The sequence below is a fragment of the Microterricola viridarii genome (assembly GCF_001542775.1).
In the GTDB taxonomy this organism is placed as follows: domain Bacteria; phylum Actinomycetota; class Actinomycetes; order Actinomycetales; family Microbacteriaceae; genus Microterricola; species Microterricola viridarii_A.
In genome coordinates this window covers 2,656,339-2,676,169 of record NZ_CP014145.1, presented here as the reverse complement: position 1 = coordinate 2,676,169, position 19,831 = coordinate 2,656,339, and the positions used below count along the sequence as shown (strand labels likewise).

The window sequence follows — 19,831 nt, the reverse complement described above, 5'->3', positions numbered from 1 at the left end:
GGATGCGGGGCCGCGGACGCGCATGCCAGAGTGGTCTCATGTCGCCGCGAGAAGACCGAGTGAGGCAGATCATCGCCGTGAGCCTCTGCTGGCTCCCGCTGCTCGTGCTTCTCCTGTCGCTGCCCGCGTCGTGGGATACCGTCACCGGCACCATCACCACGCAGTGGCAGGCCGGGGTCGCGACGACGGAGGCGCCGGCCTGGACGGCGCTGCTGTTGCCGGCCGGTGTGAGCCTCATCGCGGGACTGCTTGCGACTGCCGCCGACGGCACCGGCCGCGGGCGACGCATCGCCTACCTCTTCTGTTTCGGGTCGGCATCCGCGGCGCTCTGGATCTGGTTCTGCCTGATGAGCGCGAATGCGGGGCCGGCCGATCCAACCATGCCGAACCAGGTCTTGCTCTTCCCCTTCTTTGTGCTGCTTGGCTTCATCCCGTGGGCCATAGCCGGGCGAGGGCCGGATGCCGCAGATGAGCCGGATCCGGATTCGGGTGCTTCGCAGCAGATCCGCAGCCGCAGCGGGGCCGAATCGGGCTAGCGTCGAGGCATGAGCGATCGCCGCGCGGCCGACGCCGACGCCCCACACGAGGGGGCGCCGCAGGGGAGCGCGCACGACAACAGCGCGCACGACAACAGCGCGCACGACAGCAGCGCGCACGACAACAGTGCGCTCGGCAGCGCGCACGGCGGCGATGAGCGCTGGCGGCCCGGCCGCTCGGGGCGCCGTCGTCCGCCGCCGTGGACGCACGCGCTCGCCGAGGGCACGGATGCCGGCTTCTTCGGCCCGGGCAGCGCGGTGTGGGCGGTCAACGGCGCGCTGCCGACGCTCGTCGCCGGCATCCGGGCGCTGCTGCTGCAGACGCTGCACCCCGGCGCCATGGCGGGCGTGCACGACTGGTCGCGCTACCACGAGGACCCGCTCGGGCGCCTCGACGGCACCGTGCGCTGGGTGGCGACAACGACGTTCGGCGACCGGGCCAGCGCGACCGCGGCATCCGCCTTCGTCTCGCGGCTGCACGAACACGTGACCGGCACCTACGTCGATGCCCGCGGCGCCGAGCGCGCCTACGCAGCGAACGACGAAGAGCTGCTGCGCTGGGTGCACGACGCCTTCACGGAGGCGTTCCTCGGCGCGCATGCGACCTGGGGCGGGACGATTCCAGGCGGCCCGGACGCCTACGTGCGCGAGTGGGCGCAAGCTGGGAGGCTGATGGGGGTCGCGAACCCGCCGACGAGCGTCGCGGAGCTGCACGCGCAGATGGACGCCTTCCTGGTGGAGGCGAAACCCGACGCCCGGGTGGCCGAGGCGATGCGGTTCTTGCGCAAGCCCGGGCTGCCGGGCATGACCGGCCGGGTGTACCCGATCCTGTTCGGTGGGGCGGTGGCCTCGCTCGACCGGCGGCAGCGCCGACTGCTCGGGCTGCGCCGGCCGTGGTGGCCGGCGGTGACGCTGACGCGGGCGTTCCTCGTGTTCGGGGTGCGCGTGCTCGGGCGCACGTCGCCCAGCGAGCAGAACGCTCGGGCGCGGATCGCGCGGCTGGAGGCCGCACAAACTCCGGCGCCCGCACCGACAGCGGAGCAGGCGAGCGGGCCGGAGCCGGCGCTCGAAGGCTGAGGCCGCACTCAGACGAGCATGCCGCGCCACACGATGTCGAGCGCTGCGCTCACCCGGGCGCGGGTGGCGGGGTCGTCGAAGCTGTCGCCGCGCACCACGAGCTGGTAGTAGCAGGCACCCGCGATGGCGTCGAAGCTGGCCTCGGTGTCGAGGTCGGGGCGCAGGATGCCGCGCTCGCGGCCCCGCTGGAGGGCGCGCTCCATCGGCTCGCGCCGGCGTGCCACGTGTGAGTGCCAGTAGGCCTTTTGCAGCTGCCGATCGGCCATGACCAGCCGGATGCGCTGGCGGAAGCGGGTCTCGCTGTAGCGGGAGTCGGCGCCGAAGCTCGGGTCGCCCAAAATCCCGGCGAAGATCACGTCGCGCAGGTCGCCATCGGTTGGAACCTCGGCCGGCACGCTGCGCCCGACGTCGAGCGCGGCGGCGATGAGGGTCGTCATCGACGGCCAGCGCCGGTAGAGCGCGGCCCGGCTGACACCGCTGCCCGCGATCACCCGGGCGACGGTGACCTCCTGCTCGGTGTCGATCAACGCCAGCACCGCCTGCAGGATCTGGCCGTCGAGCTCCTCGTCGCGCGGGCGACCGGGGCCGCGGCGAACCGCGGCCCCGGCATCCCCAGCGGCGAGCAGGGTGGTGGGCGGAGTGTCGTGCAGCGTCATGCGCCGAGCGCTCGAGCCCGCAGCCGGGCGACGGTGTCGTCGCCGAGGCCGGCCGCGCGCAGCGGGGCGAGCACGTCGCCGTGGCGTTCGCGGAGGCCGGCGAGCAGCACTCGCATCGAAGGCTGCATCGGCTCCTCGGTGAGCGAGGCGGCGCTCGCCCCGTTGAAGTCGATGCCCAGACGGGCCATCATCGCGCCCATCACGGGCCGGGTGCGCTCCAAGATCGCGGCCATGTTGGGACCGGTGCGCGCGTAGTCGGCGACGATGTCGTCGTCGTCGGCGCCCAGGATGAGCAGGATCATGGCGGCCAACACGCCTGTGCGGTCGCGGCCGGCCGCGCAGTGGAACGCGGTCGTGCCCGGCGCGAAGGCGATGATGCCCAGCGCCGTGACGAGCTGCGGCGCGGCGCGCTCGACCATGCCGAGGTACATCTGGCCCATGGCCTCGGCGGTGAAGCTCGGCACCTCCTTGGGCATGCCGTCGGCAACGCTCGCCATCAGCGGAAGGTGGTGGTACGCGACGGCGTGGCCTCCGAGCGGCCCGCGGCCGGTCAGCGAGACCTCGAGCGGGGTGCGGAGGTCGATGACCGCGGCGAGCCCGCCCTCAATCAGGGCGGCCGCAGCATCCGCGGTGATGGTGGAGAGGTCGTCGGCTCGGATGGCGAGGCCGGGCAGCACGTGGCCGTCGCCGATCGGGATGCCGCCGAGATCGCGCAGGTTGACCGGAGCGCTCAAGACGATGTCGATGCCGGAGAGCTCGATGTCGGCGGGGGAGAGGGTGGTGGTGCTCATGTGATTCTCTTTCTGATGAGGGCGCTGCCCTGGTCGATGGCCGTGACAAGCACGATGATGCAGATGATGATGGCGCTCAGGTGCCCGTAGTCGTACATGCGCATGGCGGTGGTCAGCTCGAGGCCGATGCCGCCGGCTCCGACGAGGCCGAGGATCGTCGCCCCGCGCACGTTGCCCTCGAAAAGCAGCAGCGTGTACGAGACCAGCAGCGGCGCGGCCTGCGGCAGAACGCCGTACTGGATCACCTGGCGCTTGGACGCGCCGACGGCCTGCATCGCGGTGATCGGCCCGTTGTCGACGGACTCCATCGCCTCGGCGAAGATCTTGCCGATCGAGCCGAGGGAGCCGAGCGTCATGGCGAGGATTCCGGCGAACGGGCCGAGGCCGACGGCGGAGACGAACATGAGGGCGAAGACCAGGTCGGGCACCGAGCGGATGGCGTTCATCACCCAGCGTGCCGGGTAATACAGCCACTTCGGCGCGATGTTCGAGGCGGCCGCGAACGCGACGAACAGCGACAGCACGGCGCCGAGCACGGTGCCGACGATGGCCATCTGGAAGGTCTCGATGAGCAGCTCGGCGATGGTGCCGAACTTGCTGAAGTCGGGTGGGAACAGGCGGGAGAGGAACTCACCCATGTTGACGGTGCCCTGGCCGAGCTTCGCGAAGTTGAACTCCGCGCCGTTGAACGACCAGAGCAGCAGCAGGATCGCGACCGGGATGCCGATCAGGAACCGGCTGCGCGGCGCCCTGAACGCGCGCTCCAGGCGGGCCCGTTCCGCCGCGCTCAGCGGGGTGGGAGTCGTCTCGCGGCGCACAGCCGGAGCGGGGGGAGTCTCAGTGGTCGCGCTCATCGCCCGCCTCCTCGTCCCGGTAGAGCACCGCGAGCTCGGCGGCGTCGAGCTGCGCGGTGCGCCCGGAGAGCACCATCTCGCCGTGCCGTAGCCCGACGATGCGGTCGCTGTGCGCGAGGGCCAGCGGCAGCACATGCAGGCTGACCAGCACGGGTATGCCGTCCTCTGTCGCGATCTCGCGCAGCAGCTCGAGCACCGAGTCGGCGAGCTTGGGGTCCAGGGAAGCGACCGGCTCATCGGCGAGGATGGCCCGCGGCTGCTGCATCAGCGCCCGCGCGATGGCGACGCGCTGCTGCTGGCCGCCGCTCAGCGAGCGGGCGGCATCCTTCGCCTTGTGGGCGATGCCCACCCGGTCGAGCAGGTGCATGGCCCTCGCCCGGTGCGCGCTGGAGAAGCCGCCGATCAGATTGATCGGGCCGGCCTCGTGCAGTGCGCCGGTGAGCACGTTGGCGAGCACGCTCAGCCGCGGGATCAGGTTGAACTGCTGGAACACCTGGCCGACCTCCGACCGCAGCGTGCGCAGCTCGCCGCGGGCCAGGTTGGTGACGTCGTGCCCGGCGACCCGCACGCTGCCGCCCGCGATCGGCGCGAACCCGGTGAGGCTCTTCATCAGTGTGGACTTGCCCGAACCGGAGGCGCCGAGCAGGGCGACCATCTCGCCCGGGAACAGGTCGAGCTCGACCCCGTTCAGCACGAGCTGCTCGTCGTAGGCGACGCGCAGGCCGCGCACCGAGACGAGGGGCAGGGCGTGGCGCAGCTGGGCGGTGGTGGGCATTGCGTCGGATGCCAGGGCATCGACGCGGAGGTCGGCTGGCCGAACCACGGTTCTCACTTCAAGTCCTCGAGCTTCACGCCGGCGACGGCCGCGATCTTCGCGAAGGAGGCGAAGGCGCTCGGCTTCGGGGCGATCTCGACGTCGAGGCCGATGAAGGAGCTGTAGCCGGCGAGTGCCTCGGCGTTTTCCGCGGAGAACACCTTCGGCAGTGCGTCCTGCAACAGCGTGCGGGTCTCGTCGTCGAGGGACTGGCGCGCGAGCACGGTACCCATGACGTCCATCGAGGGGCTCTCGCCGACGGCCCGCCACTCGCCGTCGGCGAAGGGGAACATGGGCGCACCCATCTCGGTCAGCACGAACGCGGTGCAAGCGGCATCCACCTGGCCCTGCGCCAGCGCGGCGAAGCTACCCTCGTGGCCGCCGGCGAAGATCGAGGTGTAGTCCTTGCCCTGCTCAAGGCCCGCCTCGTGCAGCATGTAGACGGGCATGAAGTAGCCGGAGCTGGAGGCCTGGTCGGCGAAGGCGACCGTCTTGCCCGCGAAGTCCTCGACGCTCTGGATGGGCGAGTCGTCCAGCACGACGCAGGTCGAGACCGGGTCGCCGCTGCCCTTCCACGCGAGCAGCGCGTCGACCTCGCCGGTGTTGACGGCGAGCGCGGAGGGGAAGCCGCTCATGATGCCGATATCGACATGGTCGGAGCGAATCGCCTCGACGACGCTCAGATAGTCGGGCACGTCGGTGATCTCGACGGTGCGTCCGGTCTCCTCCTCGAGCAAGCGGGCCAGAGCCGCGACCGGGTTCTCGACCGTCGGGTCGTCCGAGACGGGAATCGTCGCGATCGTGATGGGGGCGTCCGGGGCCGACGCGGAGCCGGCCTCGGCGGCCTGGCACCCCGTGAGTGCGAGGGCGGAGATGGCGAGCATGCCCATCGCGGGCAGGGTAAAGCGACGCATGGCGACCTTTCAGGGTGTGGGCCCTCGCGAATTGCGAGAACACCGGTATCCAAACTCCCGAAGGTGAGCGGCAATTACGAGACCGCCGTACTGCGAATCAAATGGACGGTGAACAACTGGTGGAGCGCCTCCTCTGATGTCGGTTCCCGGGCCGTCACGCGGTCTCCGGACGTACTATGTCGGTGTCATGCCCGACGGTTCGACGGGAGTGGACATGGTAGAGGTTCGCGTACTCGGGGTCGCCCTGGACGTCGAGGGTAAGCACGTCATCCTGTTGAAGTCAGTCTCGGACGCGCCCGGCGTGGGACGAGTGCTGCCGATCTGGGTCGGCGAGCAGGAAGCGACCTCGACGCTGTTCGCCTTGGGCGGGGACCTGCCCCCGCGGCCGCTGACCCACGACCTGATGAAGACGCTCATCGAGAGCGTTGGCGCTCGCGTCGAACGAATCGAGGTGACCCGCATCGACGGGGGCACCTTCTACGCCGAGATCACCCTGGCCACGGCCACCGGCCGGCTGGTGCTGGATGCCCGGCCCTCGGATTCCGTCGCCCTCGCGGTGCGGACCCAGACGCCGCTCTTCGTCGCCGACGCGGTACTGGAGGAGGCGGGGATCCCCGCCGGCATGGTGGAGACGGTGGCCGACGAGGACGACGCGGTCGATGAGTTCAAGAGGTTCTTGGACGGTGTGGACCCCGAGGACTTCCAGGGGTGAGCGGGACGGCCGACGGATTTGACCCTCGCGGCGCGCGAGGTTGCGAGCTAGCGTGGTGGCGTGTCCGTTGCTCCGGCTGATGCACGGGTCGCTCACGCCGATGGCGTGCAGCGCCTTCTCGCGAGCTATCGGGCACTGCCGGAGAAGGTGCCGGTGCGGCTGGCCAAACCGACCTCGAACCTGTTCCGCACGCGCACCAAGGTGCGTGCTCCGGGCCTGGACACCACCGGGCTGACCGACGTCATCTCCGTCGACCCCGCAGCGCGCACCGCGGATGTCGCCGGCATGTGCACCTACGAGGACCTGGTCGCCGCGACGCTGCAGTACGGGCTGGCCCCGCTGGTGGTGCCACAGCTGAAGACGATCACCCTCGGCGGGGCGGTGACCGGCCTGGGCATCGAGTCGACGTCGTTCCGCAACGGCCTGCCGCACGAGTCGGTGCTCGAGATGGACATTCTGACCGGCGCGGGGGAGCTGCTCACCGCCTCCCCGGAGGAGAACCCCGATCTGTTCCGCGCCTTCCCCAACTCCTACGGCACCCTCGGCTACGCGGTGCGCCTCCGCATCGAGCTGGAGGAGGTGAAGCCGTTCGTCGAACTCCGGCATGTGCGCTTCCACACCCTCACCGAACTCGTCGAGGCGATGGGGCGCATCATCGAGACCGCGCAGCTGGACGGCATCCGCGTCGACTACCTCGACGGGGTCGTTTTCAGCGAGGAGGAGAGCTACCTCTCTGTGGGCACGCAGAGCGATGTGCCCGGCCCGGTCAGCGACTACACCGACCAGGCGATCTACTACCGCTCCATCCAGCACGAGGGCCGGATCAGCACCGACCGGCTCACGATCCACGACTACCTGTGGCGCTGGGACACCGACTGGTTCTGGTGCTCGGAGGCGTTCGGCGCGCAGGACCCGCGCATCCGACGGCTCTGGCCGAAGCGCTACCGGCGCAGCAGCGTCTATGGCGCGCTGATGCGGTACGAGCAGCGGTTCCACATCGGCGACCGCCTCGAACGGGTCAAGGGCAAGCCGCGGCGGGAGCGGGTCGTGCAAGACGTCGAGATCCCGATCGAGCGCTGCGTCGAGTTCCTGGACTGGTTTCTGGCCCGCGTGCCGATCACCCCGATCTGGCTGTGCCCGCTGCGCCTGCGCGAGGGCGGCCCGGCGAGCGCCGGCGACGCGGATGCCGCCGTTTGGCCGCTCTACCCGCTGCGGCCGCACCGCAGCTACGTCAACGTCGGCTTCTGGTCGACGGTGCCGGTCGGGCGCCTGCACGGCGAGACGAACCGGCTGATCGAGCGCAAGGTCGGCGCGCTCGACGGGCACAAGTCGTTGTACTCCGACTCTTTCTATGCGCCGGCGGAGTTCGACGCGCTCTACGGCGGCGAGGCCTACCGCGCCGTGAAGAAGCGGTACGACCCAGACTCACGACTCCTCGACCTCTACGCGAAGGCGGTGCAACGACGATGACGACGTTCAAAGAGCGGACTCCGGATGCGGCAGAACCAGACGGTGCGGCGGCCCAGGGGGAGCATGCGCCGAAGCTCACCCTGGCGCAGATCCTGGAGATCCTCGCCGGCGGCCGCCTCCCGCTGCGCTTCACCGCCTACGACGGCAGCTCCGCCGGCCCGCCGGACGCAGCGCTCGGGATCGAGCTGAAGTCGCCGCGCGGCACCAGCTACCTGGCCACCGGCCGCGGCGACCTCGGCCTGGCCCGCGCCTACATCGCCGGCGACCTCGAGATCCACGGGGTGCACCCCGGCGACCCGTACGAGCTGCTGAAGGCGCTCGCCGGAGACCTCGTCTTCACGCTGCCGCACCCGCGGGTGATCGCCGACATCGTGCGCTCCATCGGCGTCTCGCACCTGCTGCCGGTCGCCCCGCCGCCCGAGGAAGCCCCCGCCCGCTGGCGCCGCGCCGCCTCGGGGCTGCGGCACAGCAAGGGGCGCGACGCCGACGCGATCCACCACCACTACGACGTCTCCAACACCTTCTACGAGTGGGTGCTCGGCCCCTCGATGACCTATACCTGCGCGTGCTATCCAGACGCGGAGGCCAGCCTCGACGAGGCGCAGGAGAACAAGTACCGGCTGGTGTTCGAGAAGCTGAGGCTGCAGCCGGGCGACCGGCTGCTGGATGTCGGCTGCGGCTGGGGCGGCATGGTGCGCTACGCCGCCCGCCGCGGCATCCGCGCCACCGGGGTGACGCTGTCGAGGGAGCAGACCGCGTGGGCGCAGCAGGCCATCGCCGACGAGGGCCTCGACGGCCTGGCGGAGGTGCGCTACGGCGACTACCGCGACATCGGCGAGACCCGCTTCGACGCCGTCTCCTCGATCGGGCTGCTCGAGCACATCGGCGTGCGCAACTACGGGGCGTACTTCGCGTTTTTGCAGTCGCGGCTGCGCCCGGGCGGCCTGCTGCTCAACCACTGCATCACCCGGCCAGAGAACACGCACAAGGCGGCGGCCGGCGGCTTCATAGACCGCTACGTGTTCCCCGACGGCGAGCTCACCGGCTCCGGGCGCATCATCACCGCGGCACAGGATGTCGGCCTCGAGGTGCTGCACGAAGAGAATTTGCGCCGGCACTATGCGCTGACGCTGCGCGATTGGTGCGCCAACCTCGTCGCCCACTGGGACGAGGCGGTCGCCGAGGTGGGGCTGCCCACCGCGAAGGTGTGGGGGCTCTACATGGCCGGCTCCCGGCTCGCATTCGAGAGCAACGGGATCCAGCTGCACCAGGTGCTCGCAGTCAAACCGGATGCGAAGGGCGGCATCGGTGATCTGCCACTGCGCCCGTGGTGGACGCCCTGACCGGAACACTGCGGCCGGCGAAGCTGAGCGGCGCTCAGGCTCAGTAAGCTGGACCCCGTGAATCTGAACGAAACCCGAGCTTGGAACCGCTTTTACGCGCCCGGAACCCCCGTCGACATCGAGCCCGTGACCGGGTCGCTCGTCGACCTGCTCGACGAGCGCGTCGCCCAGTGGTCCGACCGCGACGCCATCAGCTTCTTCGGCGAGACGGTGAAGTACCGCGAGCTCGCCGACCGCGTCGCGCGCTTCGCGAACGGGCTGTCGAAGCTCGGCGTGCAGGCCGGCGACCGGGTCGCCCTGATCATGCCGAACGCCCCGCAGCACGTCATCGCGTTCTACGCGGTGCTGCGCCTCGGCGCGATCGTCGTCGAGCACAACCCGCTCTACACCCGTGACGAGCTCGAGACGCAGTTCCGCGACCACGGCGCCCAGGTTGTCGTCAGCTGGGACAAGGTCGCCCCCACCATCCAGTCGCTGCCGGCCGAGCTCGGCATCAGCACCGTCATCGCGGTCGACGTGACCCGGGCGATGCCGTTCATGACCCGCCTCGCGCTGCGGCTGCCGGTGGCGAAGGCGCGCGAATCCCGCGCGAAGCTCACCGGCCCCACCACCGGAACCGTGTCGTTCGCCGCCCTGGAGCGCACCGCGCCACTGCCCGCCGCCCACCCGCGTCCGGCGGCATCCGACGTCGCCTGCCTGCAGTACACCTCCGGCACCACCGGAACGCCCAAGGGCGCCATGATCACGCACGCCAACCTCTGGTCGAACGCCCGCCAGGGCGCCGCGTGGATGCCGGAATTCACCCGCGGCGAGGGCAGCATCTACGGTCTGCTGCCGATGTTCCACTCCTTCGGTCTGCTGCTCTCGGTGATCTACTCGGTCGAGACCGGCTCGCGCGCCGTGCTGTTCCCGACGTTCGACCCCGAGCTGGTCTCGCAGGCGGCGAAGCGGTTCCCGCCGACCTTCGTGCCGGCGGTGCCGCCCATGTTCGACCGGCTCGCCCGGGTGGCCCGCGACGGCAAGCTCGACCTGAGCGGCGTCGTCTACGCGATCTCGGGCGCGATGACGCTCACGCCCGCCGTGGTCAAGCGCTGGGAAGACCTCGCCGGCAGCATGCTCAACGAGGGCTACGGACTGACCGAGTCGAGCCCGGTCGCCTTGGCGAACCCGTTCAGCGACACCCGCAAGCTCGGCACCATCGGCATCCCGTTCCCCTCCATCGACATCCGCGTGGTCGACCCGAACAACCCGGAGGTCGAGGTCGCCCTCGGCGAGACCGGCGAACTGCTGGTGAGCGGCCCGCAGGTGTTCCAGGGCTACTGGAACCGGCCCGATGACACCGCTGCCACCCTGCTGGAGGGCGGCTGGCTGCGCACCGGAGACCTCGTGATGCAGGACGAGGACGGCTTCGTCACCGTCGTCGACCGCAAGAAGGAGATCATCATCACCGGCGGCTTCAACGTCTCGCCGAGCGAGGTGGAGGCGGTTCTGAACCAGCTGCCCGGCGTGGTCGAGTCGGTGGTCGTCGGTGTTCCGCGCGGCAGCGGCGTCGAGGTCGTGACCGCAGCGCTGATCCTCGAGGACGGGGCCGTGTTCGACGAGGCGGCCGCGCGCGCCCTGGTCAAGGAGCAACTGGCCGAGTACAAGCGACCCTCCACCTACCTGGTCTGGGAGGAATTGCCGAAGTCCCTGATCGGCAAGATCCTGCGCCGCCGCGTGCGCGACACGCTCGTCGCCGACCGCAACGCGGTGCGGGCGCTGCCAGAGGGCGAGTAGCAACGTAGGTGGGGCGCCCACCTTTTCCTACATGCAGTAGGCAAAAACCTAAAGCATGTAGGATGTCTGCATGCCCCGCGCCAACCTCACCCGCCCCGTCGTGCTCTCTGCAGCCGCCGAACTCGCCGACCGCGATGGCTTCGACGCCATCAGCATCTCGGAACTCGCCCGACACTTCGGCGTGAAACCGGCCAGCCTGTACTCCCATGTACGCGATCGGGGTGCCGTCATCGAGGGCGTTCATGAGATCGCCCTGGATGAGCTCGCCGATAGGGTCGCCGCCGCAATCGGCGGGAGATCGGCGACGGACGCACTGATTGGGTTCGGCGAAGCGCATCGACGGTACGCCGAGCAGCGTCCCGGCTGCTGGACGGCGTTGCAGCGCCCGGCATCGCCCGGCACCATGGCCTCAGCGGCGGCACAGCGGATGGGCGCCCAGCTTGTGGCCGTGATCCGCGGCTATGAGCTGCCGGAACCCGAGATCGTGCACGCGGCGCGCCTCGTCGGCGCCACGATCAACGGCTTCCTCACGCTGGAGCGGGTCGGATCCTTCGGCAACCGCGACGAAGACACCGAGGCCTCGTGGGCGCGGGCACTTTCCGCACTCGATGTGGCGCTCAGCGCCTGGGCGACGCACACCGTGCGGCCCACCGAAATGGAGGAACGCGCGTGATCAGCACGCCCATCACCGAATCACTTATTCACGGCGCTGCGGAGGTGGAGCCCGGTGAACGCGGCCTGCGCCTGCACCGGCTGCCCGACTGGGCGCGCCGGCAGTTCCCGGATGCCCAGCTACTCGCGATGGAGGCCCAGCCCTCCGGCGTTCGGCTGGTGGTTCGCACCGCGGCAACGAGCGTCGAGCTCACGACGCATCCATCGCGGGTCGCGTATCGCGGCGCCGAGCGCCCGCGCGGCCGGATCGACGTGCTCGTCGACGGGGCTCTCCACCTCCGGGACGAGCTCAATGGCGGCGATCGTGTCGAGGTGGATCTGCAGACCGGCGACACCGCATTCCACCCCGGCCCCGCCCACATCACTCGGGTCAGCGGTCTGCCGGCGGGGGAGAAGCGGGTGGAGTTCTGGCTGCCGCACAATGAGACGCTCGAGCTGCTCACGCTTCGCTCCGATGCCCCGCTCGTCGCCGACGCCAGCCCCGCGCGGGTCTGGCTGCACCACGGTAGTTCCATCAGCCACGGCTCCAACGCGGCCGCGCCGACCGAGATCTGGCCGGCCGTCGCCGCGCTCCGCGCCGGGGTCTCGCTGCGCAATCTCGGCCTGGGCGGCAGCGCGCTCGCCGACCCGTTCCTGGCCCGAGTGATGCGGGACACGCCCGCGGATCTCATCAGCGTCAAGCTCGGCATCAATCTCGTCAACCTGGATGTGATGCGGCTGCGTGCATTCGTGCCGGCGATCCACGGGTTCCTCGACACCATTCGAGACGGCCACCCCGACACCCCGCTCCTCCTCGTCTCACCGATCTTCTGCGGCATCCATGAAAAGACACCGGGGCCGGGTGCGTTTGACCCCGCCTCGTTCGGCACCGGTCAGATGCGCTTCATCGCAACGGGCGACGCGGATGACGCCACGCGACTCACCCTCGAGAGGATCCGCCGCGAGCTGCACACCGTGATGGAGCGGCGGGCGGACGACCCGCACCTGCACTTCCTGGAGGGCACCGCGTTGTACGGCGAGGCCGATGCGGTGCAGCACCCGTTGCCCGACGGCCTGCACCCAGACGGCGCCACGCATCAGATGATCGGCGAGCGGTTCGTCGAGCAGGTATTTGCTGCCGGCGGGGCATTCGCGCCGGCTGTGTGATCAACTGTTCTGATGATCAGCAATGAGAGGGTCGGGCTCCGCGCGCGACAGGAGTCCGATGTGGCGGTGCTGCACGACGAGCTGTACAACGACGTAGCGACGCGTTCGCGGGCGGATTCGCGGCCGTGGCGCCCGATCCCCTCGGGGTCGGCCGTCTCGCCGTACGCCGTCTCCGATCCGCAGGATGATGCGACGTGTTTCTCGGTCGTGGACTTCTCCACCGGCGAGCTCGCCGGCGAACGCGCGTCCCGTCAGCCTTCCGACTGAGCGGCGTGGCCCACCGCGCAGCGCGTGACTTCTCCAAGGCCCAGAATGGGAACCATGACTCCCGTGCTCCCCGCCCTGACCGAGATGCCCGAGCCGCAGTTCGTGATGGCCGCCGACGGACGCCGCATCGCCACCTACCTGTGGGGCGATGACGATGCGCCGACCGTGCTGTGCGTGCACGGCTTCGCCTCCAGCTGCCGCGACAACTGGGTGAACACCGGCTGGGTGCGCGACCTCACCCGCGCCGGGTTCCGGGTGCTCGGCGTCGACCAGCGCGGCCACGGGGCCAGTGACAAGCCGCACGAGTCCGTGGACTTCAGTATGGAGAGCTTCGTCGACGACCTGGTCACCGTGCTCGACACCTACCTGCTCGAAAGCGTGCTCTACGCCGGCTATTCGCTCGGCGCCCGCGTCGGCTGGCAGCTGGCCGCTGTGCACCCGGAGCGGGTGGAGCGCGCCGTGCTCGGCGGCATCCCCGACGGTGTTCCGCTCGCCCGGCTGCGGATCGAGCAGGTGCGCGCCTTCGCCGAAGACGGCACCCCGGTGCAAGACCCGGCCACCCAGAACTATGTGGCGCTGTCCGAGCGTGTCGCCGGCAACGACCTGCTGGCGCTCGTCGCGCTCGCCGAGGGGATGCGATCCGGCGACGCCGACCCCGACATCGCACACCCGCCGCTGCAGCCGATCCTCTTCGCCACCGGCAGCGATGACGCCATCTTCGAGCAGTCGAAGGTGTTGGCGGATGCCGCGCCGAACGGCTCATTCCTGGAGGTGCCCGGCCGGCACCATTTCAACGCCCCGGGCTCACGGGTGTTCCGGGAGGCCGCGCTCAACTTCTTCGAGGCGTGAGGCGCTAAACGCCGACCTGGATGATCGGAATCGGGAACTGGGATGCGCGGAGCGGGTCGAGCAGGTCATCGGTGATGCCGGCGGTGAAATCGTCGACGTCCAAGACCTTGAAGAGGGCTTCGTGGCCGAACTTTGAGCTGTCCGCCACGAAGAAGGCCTCTTTCGCGATGGAGCGCATCACCCGCTTGATCTCGACCTCGTAGCTGCTCGTGTTGTAGAGCCCATCGACGCTGATCGTGTCTGCCCCGAAAACGGCGACATCCACGCGCAGGTTCTCCAGCTGTTGAACGGCGGCCGGCCCCCACAGTGTGTAGATGTCCGGCAGCAGCTCGCCGCCGATGAACACCAGGTGTGCCGAGCGCCGCTGCGCGATCTCCATCGCGACACGCAGGTCGTTCGTCACCACGGTCAGGCGGCGCTTGGTCAGGTGGCGGGCCACCTCGAGGGTGGTGGTGCCACCATCGAGCAACACCGTCTGCCCCTCCAGAATGCGCTCGGCCATCGCGCGGCCAATGGCGGCTTTCTCGGCCAGGTGCAGTTCCTCTTTGAACTGGCGCGGCGTGTCCGACTGCTTGACAGGGATTGCTCCACCGTGGGTGCGCTGCACGAGATCCATGGATTCGAGCCGCTCAAGGTCGCGCCGAATCGTCGATGTGGTCACCGCGAAGCGCGAGGCGAGGCTGTTCACCGACTGGAAGCCCGAGTCCATCAGCACGTCGATAATCTCGGCCTGTCGTGACACGCATCCACCTCCCGCGAAGCTGTTTTTGCCGCGACGTTCGCGGCTGTTCTCACTGAAGGCTAGTGGCGATACTGGCCAGAGTGCAAAGTTTTTTGCGCGAAAGTGCGCACGCTTCGGCGTGGCGCGGCATCCGAATCCTCCGGCCTGCACCCGCCGGCGCCCCGGATTGCGGGCGAATGCGGCGTCAGTGCGCACCCAAATGCCAGTGTTGCTCGGGTTTGGCGTCGTTTACGCGAACCATTTGCGCACTAGTGCGCAAGATCCGCGCATTATCGCTTGACATTGTGAGCGAATGGGGGATAGCTTCCTTCAAGGCACACATCCCCCACGGCAGCACCAGGCGTGGCCATGTCACGCATCGTTCACAAAGGAGTCAACGGAATGAATCGCAAGCACACCCTCCGGGGCGCAGCACTTCTCGTGGGAGCATCTCTCGCGCTCACCGGCTGCACCTCAGTCGGATCGGCCGGGAGCGGCTCCGCCGGCGGCGACACCCCCGCATCCGCCAGCGACATGGTCATGGTGACGGTCGTGAAGGCGCAGACCATTCCCTGGTTCCAGCGCATGGCTGTCGGCGTCGCGGCATTCGCCGAGCGCACCGGTATCGACGCCCGCCAGGAAGGCGCAGACGATGTCAGCCCCGAGAAGCAGGTGCAGATCGTTCAGGACCTCATCGCGCAGAAGCCGACGGCCATCACCGTTGTGCCCAACTCGCCCGAGGCTCTCTCCACCGTGCTGAAGCAGGCGCGCGATCAGGGCATCATCGTCGTCTCGCACGAGGCGACCGGCATCGAGAACGTCGACATCGACATCGAGGCCTTCGACAACGAGTCCTACGGCTCCGAGATCATGGACAACCTGGCCGACTGCATGGGCGGCACGGGCGAGTACGTGCAGTTCGTCGGCGGCCTGACCGCGCAGACGCACATGGAGTGGGTCGGTGCGGCCTACGACAACCAGACCGCGAACTTCCCGGGCATGACGCGCGTCGAGACCCCCATCGAGAGCACCGACGACCAGGGCACCGCCTACGAGCGCGCCAAGGAGGTTCTGGCCAAGTACCCGAACATCGCCGGGTTCCAGGGCTCGGCCGGCAACGACGTTCCGGGCATCGCCCGTGCCGTGCAGGAAGCCGGACTCGAGAAGCAGGTCTGCGTGATGGGAACCTCCATCCCTTCGGTCGCGAACCAGTACCTGGCCGACGGCTCCATCGACAAGATCTTCTTCTGGGACCCGGCCCTCGCCGGTGAGGCCCAGCTCGCCATCGCGCAGATCCTGGCCGAGGGCGGCACCATCGAGGAAGGCACCGACCTCGGCGTTGAGGGCTACAACTCGCTGAAGAAGCTGGCCGGATACGACAACGTCTTCGTGGGCGCCGCCTCTGTGGCCGCCGACGCGAAGACCGCCGCTAAGTACGACTTCTAGTCAACCGAGTTCAGTCTGGGCGCGCATCCACGTGATGCGCGCCCAGACGCTCGAATTCGAAAGGTATTCCGTGACTGTCACGACCACGTCCCCGCCGCACGCACCCTTCGTCTCCGCGCGCGGAATCTCGAAGAGCTTCGGCGGGGTGCCCGCGCTGACCGACGTTTCCATCGAGCTGATCCCCGGCGAGGTGCACTGCCTCGCGGGAGAGAACGGCTGCGGAAAGTCGACGCTCATCAAGATCATCTCGGGCGCGGAACGCCCCGACGCGGGCGAGATCGTGATCGATGGCGTCTCGCACGCTCAGATCAACGCGCACGCCGCCATCCAGGGCGGCATCCAAGTCATCTACCAAGACTTCTCGCTCTTCCCCAACCTCACCGTCGCGGAGAACATCGTTCTGACCGCCGAGGTTGCGAGCGGCAAACGCCTCTACACGCCGAGCGCCGTCCGGCCCAAGGCCGAGGCGATCCTGCGCGAGCTCGACATCACCCTCGACCTGGACCGCAAGGTCGGCAGCCTCTCTGTCGCCGACAAGCAGCTCACGGCCATCTGCCGCGCGCTCGTCAACGACGCGCGCGCCATCATCATGGACGAGCCGACGACCGCGCTCACCCACACCGAGGTCGGCCGGCTTTTCGCCCTTGTCGAGCGCCTCCGCGCCCGGGGCGTCGCGCTGATGTTCGTCTCGCACAAGCTCGAAGAGGTGCTGGCCATCTCGCAGCGACTCACCATCATGCGCTCCGGTCGACAGGTCGTCAGCGGGCTGACATCCGAGTTCGACCAGCGCTCGATCGCGCTGCACATGACGGGCCGCGAAGTCGACGACTCTCGGGTCGTCAGCGAGCTGGACCCCCAGGCCCCGCTGGCGCTCGACGTATCGCGCCTGTCTTTGGCCGGCGCCTTCCGCGACGTGTCGTTCCAGCTGCGCCGCGGCGAGATCCTCGGCGTCACGGGCCTGCTCGGCTCTGGCCGCACCGAGATCGCGGAATCGCTGTTCGGCGTCTCCCCGGCGGATGCCGGCGAGATCCGGGTCGGCGGCGAGCTGGTCTCGATCCGCTCCATCCACGACGCCGTCGCTGCCGGCATCGGTTATGTACCGGAGGACCGTCTGACCCAGGGGCTCTTCCTGGAGAAGTCGATCGCCGACAACATCATCGCCGCGTCGCTGCCCTCCCACCGCAGTCGGTGGGGAACGCTCAGCCGGCAGGGAATCGCCGCCACCATCCGGAAGTACTTTCTGGGCCTCAAGATCAAGGCGCCGAATGCCGAAGCGCCCGTGCGCACGCTCTCGGGCGGAAACGCCCAGCGGGTCGTGCTCGCGAAGTGGCTGGCCACGGCGCCAACGGTTCTGATGCTCAACGGGCCGACCGTCGGAGTGGACATCGGCTCCAAAGAAGAGATTCTCGAGCTCCTGCGCGTGCAGGCGGCCAAGGGCATGGCGGTGATCGTCATCTCGGATGACGCCCCAGAGCTCGTCGCCTCGTGCCACCGCGTGCTCGTCGTCAGGCAGGGACGCCTGACCCACACCCTCGAGGGAGACCAGATCACCGTGGACGCGATTCAAGAGAGGATGTCGGCCTGATGGACATGCTCCGCAAACTGCGCGGCTCCAACAATGAGGGCGTGCTCGCCCTGGTGCTGCTGGGGCTGATCGTGGCCATGTCGATCGCGAACCCCACCTTCTTCACCCTGAACACCGGATTCTCCATCCTGCGCAGCGCGATCGTGCCGGTGGTGCTCGCGCTCGGTGTGCTGATCGTCGTGATCACCGGTGGCATTGACGTGTCGTTTGCCGCGATCGCCATCTTCGCCGGCTACTCGACCGTGTCGTTCTGCCTGACGCTGGGCTTCGACCCCGGGCTAATCGGCATCTTCGCGATCGCCATCGGCGTGGGCGCCGCGCTCGGCTTCGTCAACGGCATCGTCATCGCCCGGTTCAACCTCCCCACGCTGATCGTGACCCTCGGCACCCAGGGCATCTTCTTCGGGGCGATGTACACAGTCGTCGGCGCAAGCTACTACGCGGAGCTGCCGGGATCGATGGCAGCGCTGGCGACCAGCAACCTGCTCGACGTCGAGACCAGCTCCGGCCGGGCCTACCTGCACGTGCTGGTCGTGCCCGTGCTGCTGCTCTGCCTGCTCGTGGCCTGGGCGCTCAAGCGCACCATGTTCGGGCGCTCGCTCTACGCCATGGGCGGTGACATGGAGGCGGCCAGACGTGCCGGATTCCAGGTGAAGCGCGTACAGGTGTCGGTCTACATGCTGGTCGGTGCCCTCGCGGCGATCGCCGGAGTGATCCACATCGTGCTGAGCCGGAGCGCCAACCCGCGCGATCTGGTCGGCGGGGAGCTCGACATCATCGCGGCCGTGGTGCTCGGTGGTGCGTCCATCTTCGGCGGCCGAGGCTCCGTCATCGGCACCGTGCTCGGTGTGCTGCTCGTGCAGGTGATGAAGAACAGCCTGCTGCTGGCCGGAGTGCCCAGCGCCTGGCTGCGCACGGCCATCGGCGTGCTGCTCGTTCTCGGCGTCGGCATCCAGGCCGTCGTCGCCCGCAGAGACTCCCGCCGCATCCACGTGAACGAAGATCTCGAGCTCGACCAGACGCAGGAACAGAAGGTGGGAGCATGAGCCCGGATTCGAAGACGCGCCCCGAGGCTTCCGCCACGGAGCTGATCGCGCTGCGCAAGGCCAATGACCACATCGACTCTTGGACGCAGCGCCTCGTGCGCCGCTCGGGGGCCAACCGCGGCGCCGGTCGCATGGTCGTCGCGCTGCTCGCGGCCATCGCCCTGTTCACGGTGCTCAATCCGCGGGTGTTCATGAGCCCGATCAACCTGCAGAACATCGCCATCGCGGCGCCAGAGATCGGCATCATCGCCATCGCCATGATGATCGTGATGCTGACCGGCGGCATCGATCTGTCGCTCGTTGCGATCGCGAACTTCTCTGCGATCACCATCTCGACCCTGCACACCGCGGTGGCCGCGAGCAGCCCCGAGCTGGCCGAGAGCCTGGCCATCCTGATCGTTGCCGCCGGAGTGCTGGTGGGCATGCTCGGCGGCATGTTCAACGGATTCCTGGTGAGTGTCGTGGGAATCACACCGATTCTGGCGACGCTGGCCACGATGCAGATCTACAACGGGATCGCGATCGTCTGGACGGGCGGGTCGACCCTCTACGGGGCCCCCGCCATCCTCGGGACGATCGGGCAGGCCGGAATCGCAAACGTCCCGCTGCTGTTCATCATCTTCCTCGTCGTCGCCGCTCTGGTCGCCGTGCTTGTGAACCGCACCGGACTCGGCCGGATGATCCAGCTGGAGGGCGCCAACCCGGTGGCCGCACACTACTCGGCGATCCCGCGGCGCGCGGTGCTGATGAAGACCTACGCGGTCGGCGGCCTGCTCGCCGGCTTCGCCGGAGTGCTGTTCCTGGCGCGAAACCCGACAGCCTCGGCCGACTATGGGTCGTCCTACGTGCTGCTGGTGATCGTGATCGCCGTGCTCGGTGGCACCAACCCAACGGGCGGCTTCGCCTCGGTGACCGGTGTCGTGCTGGCCACGCTCACACTGCAGGTGGTCTCCAGCGGATTCACCGCGATCCGACTCTCCTCCTATGAGTACGCCATCGCGCAGGGCGTGATCCTGATCGGTGTGATGATTCTCGACTCTGTCTCCTCCTCCCGAACGAAACGACCTAGGCGTTCCGCTGCGCCGCCGCCCCCAACCGCCTCGCCCGTCGAAGCCGCCTCGCTCCGCCCCTGATTGAGAAGAAGGACCAAGAAGCA

At 68.9% G+C, this 19,831-nt stretch carries 20 protein-coding genes; 14 read left to right on the top strand and 6 right to left on the bottom strand.

The window, feature by feature from the left end:
- Positions 1-38 precede the first annotated feature (38 nt).
- On the top strand, positions 39-536 hold the full coding sequence (locus AWU67_RS12280; protein WP_129586709.1) for a hypothetical protein: 498 nt from the start codon (positions 39-41) through the stop codon (positions 534-536).
- A 9-nt stretch (positions 537-545) separates the two neighbouring features.
- Entirely contained in the window at positions 546-1,613 is a 1,068-nt protein-coding gene (locus AWU67_RS12275; RefSeq protein ID WP_082716960.1) for an oxygenase MpaB family protein, read from the top strand.
- An 8-nt stretch (positions 1,614-1,621) separates the two neighbouring features.
- Here the strand turns inward: AWU67_RS12275 and AWU67_RS12270 are convergent, their stop codons facing one another.
- The 5 genes from AWU67_RS12270 to phnD are packed head-to-tail and all read right to left on the bottom strand — an operon-like array spanning position 1,622 to position 5,642.
- On the bottom strand, positions 1,622-2,269 hold the full coding sequence (locus tag AWU67_RS12270; protein WP_067229440.1) for a TetR/AcrR family transcriptional regulator: 648 nt from the start codon (positions 2,267-2,269) through the stop codon (positions 1,622-1,624).
- Positions 2,266-3,060: a tyrosine-protein phosphatase gene (locus tag AWU67_RS12265; protein WP_067229438.1), complete on the bottom strand. Its 795-nt coding sequence runs from the start codon at positions 3,058-3,060 to the stop codon at positions 2,266-2,268. Before AWU67_RS12265 ends, AWU67_RS12270 begins: the two co-directional genes overlap by 4 nt.
- The gene (phnE, locus tag AWU67_RS12260) at positions 3,057-3,914 is read right to left on the bottom strand and encodes a phosphonate ABC transporter, permease protein PhnE (RefSeq protein WP_067229435.1); all 858 of its coding nucleotides are present in this window, start codon (positions 3,912-3,914) and stop codon (positions 3,057-3,059) included. Before phnE ends, AWU67_RS12265 begins: the two co-directional genes overlap by 4 nt.
- Entirely contained in the window at positions 3,898-4,746 is an 849-nt protein-coding gene (locus AWU67_RS12255) for a phosphonate ABC transporter ATP-binding protein (RefSeq protein WP_234407247.1), read from the bottom strand. The genes phnE and AWU67_RS12255 overlap by 17 nt, the downstream gene beginning before the upstream one ends.
- Positions 4,743-5,642 carry a phosphate/phosphite/phosphonate ABC transporter substrate-binding protein gene (gene phnD / locus AWU67_RS12250; RefSeq protein ID WP_067229433.1) on the bottom strand — a complete coding sequence of 300 codons (900 nt, stop codon included), beginning with the start codon at positions 5,640-5,642 and terminating at the stop codon, positions 4,743-4,745. Before phnD ends, AWU67_RS12255 begins: the two co-directional genes overlap by 4 nt.
- A gap of 214 nt (positions 5,643-5,856) precedes the next feature.
- On the opposite strand from phnD, the gene AWU67_RS12245 reads away from it, so the two are divergent.
- The 8 genes from AWU67_RS12245 to AWU67_RS12210 all read left to right on the top strand — a co-directional run bounded on the left by AWU67_RS12245 (position 5,857) and on the right by AWU67_RS12210 (position 13,877).
- Positions 5,857-6,354, top strand: coding sequence for a bifunctional nuclease family protein (locus tag AWU67_RS12245; RefSeq protein ID WP_067232714.1), 498 nt, complete (start codon positions 5,857-5,859; stop codon positions 6,352-6,354).
- A 60-nt stretch (positions 6,355-6,414) separates the two neighbouring features.
- A complete protein-coding gene (locus tag AWU67_RS12240; protein ID WP_067229430.1) occupies positions 6,415-7,824 on the top strand; it encodes an FAD-binding oxidoreductase in 1,410 nt (469 codons plus the stop codon).
- Positions 7,821-9,167, top strand: coding sequence for a class I SAM-dependent methyltransferase (locus AWU67_RS12235; protein WP_067229429.1), 1,347 nt, complete (start codon positions 7,821-7,823; stop codon positions 9,165-9,167). The genes AWU67_RS12240 and AWU67_RS12235 overlap by 4 nt, the downstream gene beginning before the upstream one ends.
- A 57-nt stretch (positions 9,168-9,224) precedes the next feature.
- Positions 9,225-10,943 (top strand): AMP-binding protein, encoded by a 1,719-nt coding sequence (locus tag AWU67_RS12230; RefSeq protein WP_067229426.1) that lies wholly within the window; start codon positions 9,225-9,227, stop codon positions 10,941-10,943.
- Between the two features lie 70 nt (positions 10,944-11,013).
- Positions 11,014-11,616 carry a TetR/AcrR family transcriptional regulator gene (locus AWU67_RS12225; RefSeq protein WP_067229424.1) on the top strand — a complete coding sequence of 201 codons (603 nt, stop codon included), beginning with the start codon at positions 11,014-11,016 and terminating at the stop codon, positions 11,614-11,616.
- A complete protein-coding gene (locus AWU67_RS12220; RefSeq protein WP_067229421.1) occupies positions 11,613-12,761 on the top strand; it encodes a GDSL-type esterase/lipase family protein in 1,149 nt (382 codons plus the stop codon). Before AWU67_RS12225 ends, AWU67_RS12220 begins: the two co-directional genes overlap by 4 nt.
- A gap of 12 nt (positions 12,762-12,773) precedes the next feature.
- Positions 12,774-13,028, top strand: a complete 255-nt coding sequence (locus AWU67_RS12215) for a hypothetical protein (RefSeq protein ID WP_067229418.1) — start codon at positions 12,774-12,776, stop codon at positions 13,026-13,028.
- Between the two features lie 54 nt (positions 13,029-13,082).
- Positions 13,083-13,877 (top strand): alpha/beta fold hydrolase, encoded by a 795-nt coding sequence (locus AWU67_RS12210; protein WP_067229415.1) that lies wholly within the window; start codon positions 13,083-13,085, stop codon positions 13,875-13,877.
- 4 nt (positions 13,878-13,881) lie between these two features.
- Here AWU67_RS12210 and AWU67_RS12205 read toward each other — a convergent pair whose 3' ends face one another.
- Positions 13,882-14,814, bottom strand: coding sequence for a DeoR/GlpR family DNA-binding transcription regulator (locus tag AWU67_RS12205; protein ID WP_234407246.1), 933 nt, complete (start codon positions 14,812-14,814; stop codon positions 13,882-13,884).
- A 186-nt stretch (positions 14,815-15,000) separates the two neighbouring features.
- Between AWU67_RS12205 and AWU67_RS12200 the strand changes: the two genes are divergently transcribed.
- The 4 genes from AWU67_RS12200 to AWU67_RS12185 all read left to right on the top strand — a co-directional run bounded on the left by AWU67_RS12200 (position 15,001) and on the right by AWU67_RS12185 (position 19,808).
- On the top strand, positions 15,001-16,044 hold the full coding sequence (locus tag AWU67_RS12200) for an autoinducer 2 ABC transporter substrate-binding protein (RefSeq protein ID WP_067229410.1): 1,044 nt from the start codon (positions 15,001-15,003) through the stop codon (positions 16,042-16,044).
- Between the two features lie 70 nt (positions 16,045-16,114).
- Complete coding sequence (locus AWU67_RS12195) at positions 16,115-17,629, top strand: sugar ABC transporter ATP-binding protein (protein ID WP_067232710.1); 1,515 nt, start codon at positions 16,115-16,117, stop codon at positions 17,627-17,629.
- Positions 17,629-18,675 carry an ABC transporter permease gene (locus AWU67_RS12190; protein WP_067229407.1) on the top strand — a complete coding sequence of 349 codons (1,047 nt, stop codon included), beginning with the start codon at positions 17,629-17,631 and terminating at the stop codon, positions 18,673-18,675. Before AWU67_RS12195 ends, AWU67_RS12190 begins: the two co-directional genes overlap by 1 nt.
- Complete coding sequence (locus AWU67_RS12185) at positions 18,672-19,808, top strand: ABC transporter permease (RefSeq protein WP_234407245.1); 1,137 nt, start codon at positions 18,672-18,674, stop codon at positions 19,806-19,808. The genes AWU67_RS12190 and AWU67_RS12185 overlap by 4 nt, the downstream gene beginning before the upstream one ends.
- Positions 19,809-19,831: the final 23 nt, after the last annotated feature.

Coding starts and splice junctions, on each gene's coding strand:
- AWU67_RS12190 (WP_067229407.1), top strand. CDS start 17,629: ATGGACATGCTCCGCAAACTGCGCGGCTCCAACAATGAGGGCGTGCTC.
- AWU67_RS12185 (WP_234407245.1), top strand. CDS start 18,672: ATGAGCCCGGATTCGAAGACGCGCCCCGAGGCTTCCGCCACGGAGCTG.
- phnD (WP_067229433.1), bottom strand. CDS start 5,642: ATGCGTCGCTTTACCCTGCCCGCGATGGGCATGCTCGCCATCTCCGCC.
- AWU67_RS12270 (WP_067229440.1), bottom strand. CDS start 2,269: ATGACGCTGCACGACACTCCGCCCACCACCCTGCTCGCCGCTGGGGAT.
- AWU67_RS12245 (WP_067232714.1), top strand. CDS start 5,857: ATGGTAGAGGTTCGCGTACTCGGGGTCGCCCTGGACGTCGAGGGTAAG.
- AWU67_RS12235 (WP_067229429.1), top strand. CDS start 7,821: ATGACGACGTTCAAAGAGCGGACTCCGGATGCGGCAGAACCAGACGGT.
- AWU67_RS12215 (WP_067229418.1), top strand. CDS start 12,774: ATGATCAGCAATGAGAGGGTCGGGCTCCGCGCGCGACAGGAGTCCGAT.
- phnE (WP_067229435.1), bottom strand. CDS start 3,914: ATGAGCGCGACCACTGAGACTCCCCCCGCTCCGGCTGTGCGCCGCGAG.
- AWU67_RS12225 (WP_067229424.1), top strand. CDS start 11,014: ATGCCCCGCGCCAACCTCACCCGCCCCGTCGTGCTCTCTGCAGCCGCC.
- AWU67_RS12280 (WP_129586709.1), top strand. CDS start 39: ATGTCGCCGCGAGAAGACCGAGTGAGGCAGATCATCGCCGTGAGCCTC.
- AWU67_RS12275 (WP_082716960.1), top strand. CDS start 546: ATGAGCGATCGCCGCGCGGCCGACGCCGACGCCCCACACGAGGGGGCG.
- AWU67_RS12200 (WP_067229410.1), top strand. CDS start 15,001: ATGAATCGCAAGCACACCCTCCGGGGCGCAGCACTTCTCGTGGGAGCA.
- AWU67_RS12265 (WP_067229438.1), bottom strand. CDS start 3,060: ATGAGCACCACCACCCTCTCCCCCGCCGACATCGAGCTCTCCGGCATC.
- AWU67_RS12210 (WP_067229415.1), top strand. CDS start 13,083: ATGACTCCCGTGCTCCCCGCCCTGACCGAGATGCCCGAGCCGCAGTTC.